Raw genomic sequence first — 8612 nt, 5'->3', positions numbered from 1 at the left:
GGGTTTCGGCGACGACGAACTGATGACCCGCGCCGCCGCGCTGGCGTTCTACTCAGCCCTTTCCTTTGCCCCGTTGCTGGTGCTGCTGCTATGGATCGCCTCCTCGCTGCGGCCGGAATGGCAGCAGCAGATGATCGACGGGCTCAACCAGATGGTGGGCCCCCGCGCGGCCGAAACCACCCGCTTGGTGCTTGATAACGCCCGGCAGCGGCCGGGCGTGGGCAGCGTGGCCGGCATCATCGGCCTCCTCGTCACCCTGGTCGGCGCCTCGGCGGTGTTCGCGCAGTTGCAGGGTGCGATCAACCGCGTCTGGAGCCTGCAGCCGAAGCCCGGGAAAGCCGTAATGGGATGGATCCGGTCGCGCATGCATGCGGTGGGGCTGATCCTTGCCCTTGCCTTCCTGCTGGTCGTCTCGTTCTCGGTGAGCGCCTTGATCGCGATGTTCGTCCAGGGCGGCACGGTGGCCTGGACCGCGCTCGAAGCGATCGTGGCGATGGCGGTGTTCGTATTCGTCTTCGCGGCCATCTTCAAGGTACTGCCCGATGCCGTGATTGCATGGCGCGATGCCCTGGTGGGCGCGGCGCTCACATCGGTGCTCTTCGCCGCGGGCAAGTTCTGCATCGGCCTTTACCTGGACCACTCCAACGTCGGAGGGCCTTACGGCCCTGCCGGGAGCGTGGTGGTGCTGCTGGTGTGGGTTTACTACTCCGCGCTGATCCTGCTGTTGGGGGCTGAGCTCACCGAGGCGGTGGCCGAGGAGCGCGGCGTGGCAATCCAGCCACGACCCCACGCCAGGCGCGTGCATGTCGTGAGGCCCGGTCAGCCGCCAGACAGCGATTTTTGATGCGCGCGTCACGGCATGGCAACCAGCATGGATGATGTCGACCGTGGAGGAGACCATCATGCATAAGTTCATCACCCATGTAGCCGCCGCGAGCCTTGCCATGGCCAGCCTGACCGTGGGCGCCCACGAGGTTTGCCGCAACGTTCGCGTGGCACACAAGGAATCGAGCGATACCCACCGCATCGCCGGCACCGCCATCGGCGCCGTGGCGGGCGGCCTGGTAGGAAATCAAATAGGCGGCGGCAAGGGCAAGACCCTCGCCACCGTAGCCGGCGCCGTCGGTGGCGGTTATGCCGGCAACAAGATCCAGCAGAACAACCAGCGCAAGCACACCTACTACACCACCGAGCGCCGTTGCCACGAGGAATGAGGGATCATAGGCAGCAAACGCATGGGAGCGGATGAAGCACATGGTCAAGTACACACTGGTGGGCTATGACGGGTCGGACACGGCCCGCCGCGCCTTTGCCTTCGCTGTTGAACTGGCTCGGCTGGCCGGTGGAAGGGTTCGCGTGGTCAACGTGCTGCAGGTCGCCGAAGGCGGACCCGATGCCTCGGTGTTGATGATGGCCGACGCCAGCACCGAGCGCAGTGCCGCGCTGCTTGCCGAACTGACAAGCCTGGTGCCCGATGCCCAGGCGCTGATCGACGTGGACATTGTCCACGGCAGCCCCGGCGACGCCCTGCTGAACCAGGTGCGCCAGTATGGCGCGGACCACGTGGTGATCGGCCATACCGAGCGCGGGGCACTGGCGCGCTGGCTGCTCGGCTCGGTATCCACCGACATCCTGTCCCACGCACATGTGCCAGTGACGGTGATCCGCTAGCGCGTATCCTTCGACAGGCTCGCCATGTCGATCACGAATCGGTATTTCACGTCCGATCGCAGCATGCGCTCGTAAGCCTCGTTGATATCCTGGATGGCGATCACCTCGATGTCCGACACGATGCCATGCTGGCCGCAGAAATCGAGCATTTCCTGGGTTTCCGCAATCCCGCCGATCAGCGAGCCGGCAAGCTGGCGGCGACCGAAGAGCAGCGGACCGCCATGCACGGTGGGCGGCGTATCGGGCAGGCCGAGGAGGGTCATGGTGCCGTCGCGTTTGAGCAGCTGCAGGTAGGCGTTCAGGTCGTGCGGGGCCGAGACGGTGTCGAGGATGAAATCGAAGGTGGCGGCATGTTCCTTCATCGCGGCGCTGTCGTTGGACATCACCACGATATCGGCGCCCAGGCGCATGGCGTCGTCCCTCTTCGAAGGCGACGTGGTGAACTGCACCACCTGCGCACCGAAGGCGTGGGCAAGCTTCAGCGCCATATGGCCCAGTCCACCCAGGCCCACCACGCCCACCTTGCTGCCCGGGCCGATCTTCCAGTGCTTGAGCGGGGAATACGTGGTGATGCCGGCGCACAGCAGAGGTGCCACCGCGGCAGGTTCGAGATTGTCGGGAATACGCAGCACGAACGCTTCGTCCACCACGATCACGCTCGAATAGCCACCCTGGGTGGGTGTGCCGTCCTGCCGATCCTTCGAGGCGTAGGTTCCGGTGAAGCCTTTTTCGCAGAATTGTTCGAGTCCTTCCCGGCAGGACGGGCATTCCCGGCAGGAGTCCACCATGCAGCCGACGCCGGCCAGCTGGCCAGGTGAAAATCCCTTCACGTCATGGCCGGTGTCGATCACCCGGCCCACGATTTCATGACCCGGGACCATGGGGAACTGGCCCTGGCCCCATTCGTCCCGTATCTGATGGAGGTCCGAATGGCAGACGCCGCACCAGAGGATCTCGATGACCACATCCGAAGGACGGGGGTCCCGGCGCTGGAAATGGTAGGGGCCCAGGGGGGCCCTGGCGGCCGGGGCGGCATAGCTGGCGGCGGGGATCATCGAAAGCTCCAGGGAAGGGGAAAACCCCGATGGTATGCCACCGGATGCCTCCCCTGTCGCCTTCGGGGCCAAGCTTTGTAACAATCCGGTCACCTCATCCCCCGCCACCTTCGAGGACGTCGTCGCAGTGAGCCATCCCCCCCTTCCCTGGTCGCTGGAAAACATCGACCTCGACGGCATCGACCTAACGCGCGTCCGCGACAACGAAGACCTCTTCCTGCTGTTGTGCAGCGCCTCGTTCATCGAGAGCGGCTCGGACCTCTACACGCACAACCTGATTGATCACTTCGCTGGCGACGACGCACTGCAGGCATGGCTGCGCGATCACTGGGAACATGAGGAAATGCAACACGGCCGCGCACTGTCGGCTTATGTGCGGCACGTATGGCCGGAGTTCGATTGGGAAGCGGCCTTCAAGGGATTCTTCAACGAGTACGGCGCGGTGTGTACCGCCGAGGAACTCGAACCGAGCCGCGGCCTGGAACTGGCCGCGCGTTGCGTGGTGGAAACGGGCACTGCCAGCCTCTACCGCGCCCTCAACGACGTTACCGACGAACCGGTATTGAAAACACTCACCAACTTCATCAAGAGCGATGAAGTTCGCCATTACAAGCATTTCTACCAGCACTTCCGCCTGTACCGCGACCGCGAACGGATTGGCCGCTACCGCATCTTCCGCGCGGTGTTGAAACGCGTGAACGAGATCAAGAGCGAAGACAGCGACATCGCCATGCGCCACGTGTTCGACCGGCGCTATCCAGCGCTCGCCGGCAACCACGCGGAATTCCGCCGCATCACCACCCACGCGCAGGGATTGCTCAAGCGCCACCTGCCGGCGGAGATGACCGTGAAGATGTTATTGAAACCCCTGGACCTTCCGGCGCGGCTGCACAATGCGCTGGAAAAGCCGCTGACGAAGATCACCGAGCGCCTGTTCCTGCACTAGGGACAGGACCGCTTCGGCGGCGCGGCGTTACTTCTTTTTCGCCAATGCCGGGAATTTCGACGGATCGTAGCCGGCCGTCTCGAACACCAATGTCTGCTTGCCGCGATCGGCCGACACGATGTCCATCTGGATTTTCTTCACCTTCGGAAGTTCCGTGATGAACGCCTGGTCGTTCTTGATGAACATCGCAGGCTCGCCCGTGGTAGGCCGGTAACCCACCAGCGGGTGCGGCTTGCCGTCGTAGGTGGCCGTGATCTTGCAATTGCCCGCGCAGGTAAAACCCTTGCCGCTGCCGAAGAGGAACACGCTCTGGCCCCAGGCGGTGTGCCGGCGCAGCACCAGGCGCACGCGTCCGTCACCGGAGGGGCGGCTGGAATAGAGCGTGGCCGTCAACTGCGTACCGCCGGCCATGGGCGCCGTCTGGTACTGCCAGAGGTTCTTCAGTCGCGCTTCTTCAGCATCTTTCTCGACCTTGACCTTCAGATCCGGAAGGGTCTTGTTGACCTCGGCGGCCGCGGGTGTGTCGGGATAGCGCTGGAGGATGTCCTCGCCCATCTGCACCGCCATCGCCTCGTTATGGATCGACAGGAGCTTGCGGTAGGTTTCGAGCTTGCCGGCGGATTCATCCGCCTGCGGCGCGGGCGCCGCCGCCTGCTGGGCATCATCGTGGCCCGAACAGGCCACGGTACCCAGGAGCAGCATCGACAGGAGCGCGGGGCGGAGAACGGGCATGGCGGGGCATCCGGTTGATTCTTGGGGTATCTAGCTTGGACCGCCCCGCCCCGCCGCTGCAAGCGGCGCGACCATGGCGCCTTTCCCGGTCGGGACTGCTGGCGGCGGCCGGAAAACCCGAAGGCGCCACCGCCTCGCTTTAGGGGGGTCTTTGCAAAGCGCGTGGGTTTGGCCATAGGATGGACGTCTATACCGCCAAAGGCACACCCATGAAGCGTCTCGCCGCACTGCTGCTGCCCCTGGCGCTCGCCGCCGCCCTCCCGGCCACGGCCGCCTCATCCGGCAAGGGTCCGGCCACCATCGCCGCCGCGCTCGAGCAGGGTGCCCGCCAGCACAAGCCGGTGCTGATCGACTTCCAGGCCGTGTGGTGCTACTCGTGCTATTTCATGGCCTCGCACGTGCTCAACGGCACTGAGTTCAAGGCCCTGGAAAGCAAGGTGGTGTTCGTCGAGGCCGATGCCGACGACCCGGACGGCCAGGCCTGGATGAAAAAACTCAATGTGCATTTCCTGCCTACCTATGTGGCACTGGATGAACATGGCAATGAGTTGGGGCGCATCCTGGCCGAGCGCCCGCGTGACAAGTTCTATCCCGAGGTCGCAGCGATCCTCACGGGTAGCCAGCGCCTGGACAAGCTCAAGGGTGACGCCCAGAAGGGTTCGCTGGCCGCCGTAGCCGCGGTACTGGACGACTACCAGAAGCGCTACGCCGGCACCGAGGGCCTGGCCTGGTTCGACACACTGCCGCCGGTGGTCAAGAACGTCGCTGATAAGGACCGCGACGTGGCCCTGGGCCGGCAGCAATTGCTGCTGCTCAAGGCCAAGGCCGAAAAGAACGACACCGCGATCGCCGATGCGGCCAAACACGTTCTCGCCGGCCGCATCGGCTGCCTGCGCCCCTACGTGCTCGATGACCTCCTCAGCGCCACCGCGTCGTTGCCGCCGGAGGAGAAACGCGCGGCGGCCGCCGAACAGAAAGAGCCCATGCAATCGTACGTCGACACCCAGGTACTGGTGGCCAACCCACCGTGCGCCGACATCCGCAGTGGCGTGCTGTCGCTGGCCGACGTCGACGCCGCGGCGGGCGATGCCGCCGGCGAGAAAACCATCCTGGACCGCGCCATCGACATGACACGGGGCAAGCTCGGCAATAACGTCGCCAGCGACCGCAACCTCGCCGATAACCTGCGTGTGTACCTGGTGCGCGCCAAGCGCGCCGACGAAGTGGACGCGCTCGAACTGAAGCTGATCGCCGCCTACCCGAACGACTACGTCTACGCCTACCGCCACGGCCGCAACCTGGTAGAGAACGGCCGCGCGCAGGAAGGCTTGCCCTTCCTTGAGAAAGCCTCGGCCAAGGCCTACGGCGCGAACAAGTTGCAGGTGGCGACCTACCGCGCCAAGGCGCTGATCGCGCTCGGCCGCAAGGACGAAGCGAAGAAGGTGGTCGATACCGTGGTGGCGCAGGAAGGCAAGACCTTCCCTGAAGCCGCCGCGCGGCTACGCCAGGCCGTCGGTTAAGCGGCCGGCGGACTGTTTATTTCGGGCTCGCGACGCCGTCGACCGGGAGGCCGCTACACTCGGCCTCCTCCAGTCGCAGCGGAATGCAGCCCTTGATTACCGTCCATCATCTGAATAATTCGCGGTCACAGCGGGTGCTTTGGTTGCTTGAGGAACTGGGCCTGCCCTATGAAGTGAAGCGCTACCAGCGTGACACGCGTTCGATGCTCGCGCCGCCGGAACTCAAGAACGTGCATCCCCTGGGCAAGTCGCCCGTGATCACCGAGGACGGGCGCACGATCGCCGAATCCGGTGCGATCATCGAATACCTGGTCGAACGCCACAGTCGCGGCCGCCTGGTGCCGGCGCCGGGCACCGACGACAAGCTCCGCTACACCTACTGGCTTCACTATGCCGAAGGCTCGGCCATGCCGCCGCTGTTGCTGAAACTTGTTTTCAGCCGCATCGAGTCCGCGCCCATGCCGTTTTTCGCCAGGCCGATTGCCAGGAAGATTGCCCGCGCGGGGCAGAAAACGTTCATCGATCCGCAGATCCGGCTGCATCTGGACTACCTGGAAGGTCAACTGGGCACCCACGCCTGGTTCGCGGGCGATGAATTCACCGCAGCGGACATCCAGATGAGCTTCCCCCTGGAGGCCGCGGCCTCCAGGATTGGCTTGGACAGCACCCATCCCCGCCTTGCGGCTTTTCTGCAACGCATTCACGCTCGCCCCGCGTACCAGCGGGCATTGGACCGCGGTGGCGCCTACGATCTGCTTAGCTGAACGCCATCGGCGGCCCATGCCGGACTTTTTACGCCAGGCTCACGACTTCGGCGGCAACCTCGGTGAAGAATCGATACGCATGAGAGGGAGTGGCCGATGAGCAAGTACCGGGATCTTGAAAGTGCCGTCAACGGTGTGTCCGGCCGCGTCCGTGGGTATGCGAGCGATGCTGCCGATCGTGCGTCGGACCTTGCCGACCGTGGCCGCGACACGGCGGCGGATCTTGCCGAGCACGGTCGCAGGTTGGGCCTGAAGTGGAGCAAGCGGGCCCGGCAGACGCGCCCGATTGCCTACCTTGCGGAGGATTTCGCCGACGAGGCGAATTACCAGTACCGGCGACTGCGTCGCCAGGTCAAGCGTCATCCGGCAACCGCCGTAGGCATCGCCGCCGTGGCGGTGGGGACATTCCTGCTGCTGCGCCATATCTGGAACAACCGCGAGGAATAACCCGGTTATTCCGCTGCGCCTGAGTGAAAAGACCGGCCACGTGCCGGTCTTTTCGTACGAGCTTGCTAAAGCGTGTCGCGATGCGAGCCGGGTGATTCGCGCACGCGCCGAAAGCACTGGCGCACGATGTGTGCAAATGCCGCCGGGACAGCACCGGCCGACTTGTCGGCGCAGGCGAGCGAGAGTTCGATCGCGCCAAGCCGCGGAAGCTCGATCCGCGGCACGAAGGTGCGGATGGGCGAAGGTGCGGTGTTGGCAAGCATGGGCGTGACGCCCAGGCCTGAACGAACCGCGGCAACCACCGACGCGTGTGAGTGTCCTTCGAAGCGCAGGCGGTAGCCGCGACCCTCCCGCACAAGGGCGTCGATCGCCAGTTCGCGGTCAGGACAACCCTCGCCAAAGACGACAAGATCGATGTCGCTATCTTCCGAAGGGTCTTCAAGGACGCCGATCCAGCGCAAGGTTTCCACGTGCACTACTTCGGCAATGACCGAGGCCGGACATGCCTGGGCAAGCAGGACATCGATTTCCCCCCGCTCGTAGCTTGCCCAGAGCCCCGGGCCGTATCCGGTGCGCAGTTCCACCGTAACGCCGGGCAGTGCGTGGTTGCACGCGGCAAGGATGGGCGGCAGGAAGCTTGCCGCGTAGGTGTCGGACATGCCCACGACGATTCGCGCGCCGGAGGTCTCGCCCTGCATCGTTGAAAGCGCGTTGTCGTTGAAAGCGAGCATATCCATCGCCAACGGCAGCAGTTTGCGTCCCCGCTCGGTAAGCACGAGCCCACGCCTGCCCCGCAGGAACAGCGCACCGCCCATCTGGCTTTCCAGGCGCTGGATCTGCTGACTTACCGCCGACGGCACGCGATGCAGGCACGCCGCACCCGCGGCGATGGAACCCGCCTCGTGAACCACGACGAACGACCGCAGATACGCGGTGTCGATCAACGCCGGGAGGGGTTTTTCCAGACGATAACTGGCAGGGACCTGGATGTCCCGCGAAAGCGTGCGCTGCATGGATGTGCCCTGGGCTGTTGATTGCCTTGCGAGCATACGCATGCCAACAAAAAATCATTGCAGGATTCGTCCATTTTCAAGGCCGAATCCTGGGCGATGGCTATGGCCGGATGTGCACCAGGCTGGTCATGGCATCGACGTAGGAGAGCTTCTCGTCCACCAGCAGGGGAAGCAGCGGGGTCACCGATACCTCATTGGTGCGCGTCCAGTGCTTGTTGCCCTGGGCATCCAGGTAGATCACGCCACCGACGTCCTGGATGACGTACGGTTCTCCATTCACCCGCCCCAGGAACATCATCACGTGACCAGGGATGTAGATCAGGTCGCCCACCTGGGCCTGAGCTATCGCCTTCATCCGCGCCTGGTGGTTATCAGCGGCGGTGAACAACTGGTGTGCGAGCTCCGGGCTTTTGGCCTGGTCACCGGTATTGCGCGGCATCTGCACACCAAGGCTGCGGTACACG

General features: G+C 64.4%; 11 protein-coding genes. 7 read left to right on the top strand and 4 right to left on the bottom strand.

Annotated elements, in window-relative coordinates; translation table 11 throughout:
- From VK519_RS13425 to VK519_RS13415, 3 genes are all read left to right on the top strand, one after another.
- Positions 1-844 (top strand): YihY/virulence factor BrkB family protein (locus VK519_RS13425; protein WP_324350566.1); only part of this gene is annotated, 844 nt, incomplete at its 5' end.
- Between the two features lie 58 nt (positions 845-902).
- On the top strand, positions 903-1214 hold the full coding sequence (locus VK519_RS13420) for a glycine zipper 2TM domain-containing protein (RefSeq protein WP_324350564.1): 312 nt from the start codon (positions 903-905) through the stop codon (positions 1212-1214).
- A 40-nt stretch (positions 1215-1254) separates the two neighbouring features.
- Positions 1255-1671: a universal stress protein gene (locus VK519_RS13415; RefSeq protein ID WP_324350563.1), complete on the top strand. Its 417-nt coding sequence runs from the start codon at positions 1255-1257 to the stop codon at positions 1669-1671.
- Here the strand turns inward: VK519_RS13415 and VK519_RS13410 are convergent.
- Complete coding sequence (locus VK519_RS13410; RefSeq protein ID WP_324350562.1) at positions 1668-2726, bottom strand: NAD(P)-dependent alcohol dehydrogenase; 1059 nt, start codon at positions 2724-2726, stop codon at positions 1668-1670. The genes VK519_RS13415 and VK519_RS13410 overlap by 4 nt on opposite strands.
- A gap of 127 nt (positions 2727-2853) precedes the next feature.
- On the opposite strand from VK519_RS13410, the gene VK519_RS13405 reads away from it, so the two are divergent.
- On the top strand, positions 2854-3672 hold the full coding sequence (locus tag VK519_RS13405) for a ferritin-like domain-containing protein (RefSeq protein WP_324350561.1): 819 nt from the start codon (positions 2854-2856) through the stop codon (positions 3670-3672).
- A 27-nt stretch (positions 3673-3699) separates the two neighbouring features.
- Here VK519_RS13405 and VK519_RS13400 read toward each other — a convergent pair whose 3' ends face one another.
- Positions 3700-4404, bottom strand: a complete 705-nt coding sequence (locus tag VK519_RS13400) for a hypothetical protein (protein WP_324350560.1) — start codon at positions 4402-4404, stop codon at positions 3700-3702.
- 209 nt (positions 4405-4613) lie between these two features.
- On the opposite strand from VK519_RS13400, the gene VK519_RS13395 reads away from it, so the two are divergent.
- The 3 genes from VK519_RS13395 (at position 4614) to VK519_RS13385 (ending at position 7135) form a co-directional block, all read left to right on the top strand.
- Positions 4614-5924, top strand: a complete 1311-nt coding sequence (locus VK519_RS13395; RefSeq protein WP_324350559.1) for a thioredoxin family protein — start codon at positions 4614-4616, stop codon at positions 5922-5924.
- 92 nt (positions 5925-6016) lie between these two features.
- Entirely contained in the window at positions 6017-6688 is a 672-nt protein-coding gene (locus VK519_RS13390) for a glutathione S-transferase (protein WP_324350557.1), read from the top strand.
- A gap of 96 nt (positions 6689-6784) precedes the next feature.
- A complete protein-coding gene (locus VK519_RS13385; protein WP_324350556.1) occupies positions 6785-7135 on the top strand; it encodes a hypothetical protein in 351 nt (116 codons plus the stop codon).
- 65 nt (positions 7136-7200) lie between these two features.
- Here VK519_RS13385 and VK519_RS13380 read toward each other — a convergent pair whose 3' ends face one another.
- Both VK519_RS13380 and VK519_RS13375 read right to left on the bottom strand, forming a co-directional pair.
- A complete protein-coding gene (locus tag VK519_RS13380) occupies positions 7201-8148 on the bottom strand; it encodes a LysR family transcriptional regulator (protein WP_324350555.1) in 948 nt (315 codons plus the stop codon).
- Positions 8149-8248: 100 nt separating this feature from the next.
- Positions 8249-8612: NlpC/P60 family protein (locus tag VK519_RS13375; RefSeq protein ID WP_324350553.1), on the bottom strand; the 364-nt coding region annotated here is incomplete at its 5' end.

This window comes from Pinirhizobacter sp. (assembly GCF_035317885.1).
In the GTDB taxonomy this organism is placed as follows: domain Bacteria; phylum Pseudomonadota; class Gammaproteobacteria; order Xanthomonadales; family Rhodanobacteraceae; genus Pinirhizobacter.
The sequence above is the reverse complement of the archived record's forward strand: the minus strand, read 5'-3'. Positions and strand labels throughout refer to the sequence as shown.

What these genes read in the sequence shown, in the direction of transcription:
- VK519_RS13380 (WP_324350555.1), bottom strand. Translation starts at nt 8,148, where the DNA reads ATGCAGCGCACGCTTTCGCGGGACATCCAGGTCCCTGCCAGTTATCGT.
- VK519_RS13385 (WP_324350556.1), top strand. Translation starts at nt 6,785, where the DNA reads ATGAGCAAGTACCGGGATCTTGAAAGTGCCGTCAACGGTGTGTCCGGC.
- VK519_RS13420 (WP_324350564.1), top strand. Translation starts at nt 903, where the DNA reads ATGCATAAGTTCATCACCCATGTAGCCGCCGCGAGCCTTGCCATGGCC.
- VK519_RS13410 (WP_324350562.1), bottom strand. Translation starts at nt 2,726, where the DNA reads ATGATCCCCGCCGCCAGCTATGCCGCCCCGGCCGCCAGGGCCCCCCTG.
- VK519_RS13400 (WP_324350560.1), bottom strand. Translation starts at nt 4,404, where the DNA reads ATGCCCGTTCTCCGCCCCGCGCTCCTGTCGATGCTGCTCCTGGGTACC.
- VK519_RS13395 (WP_324350559.1), top strand. Translation starts at nt 4,614, where the DNA reads ATGAAGCGTCTCGCCGCACTGCTGCTGCCCCTGGCGCTCGCCGCCGCC.
- VK519_RS13415 (WP_324350563.1), top strand. Translation starts at nt 1,255, where the DNA reads ATGGTCAAGTACACACTGGTGGGCTATGACGGGTCGGACACGGCCCGC.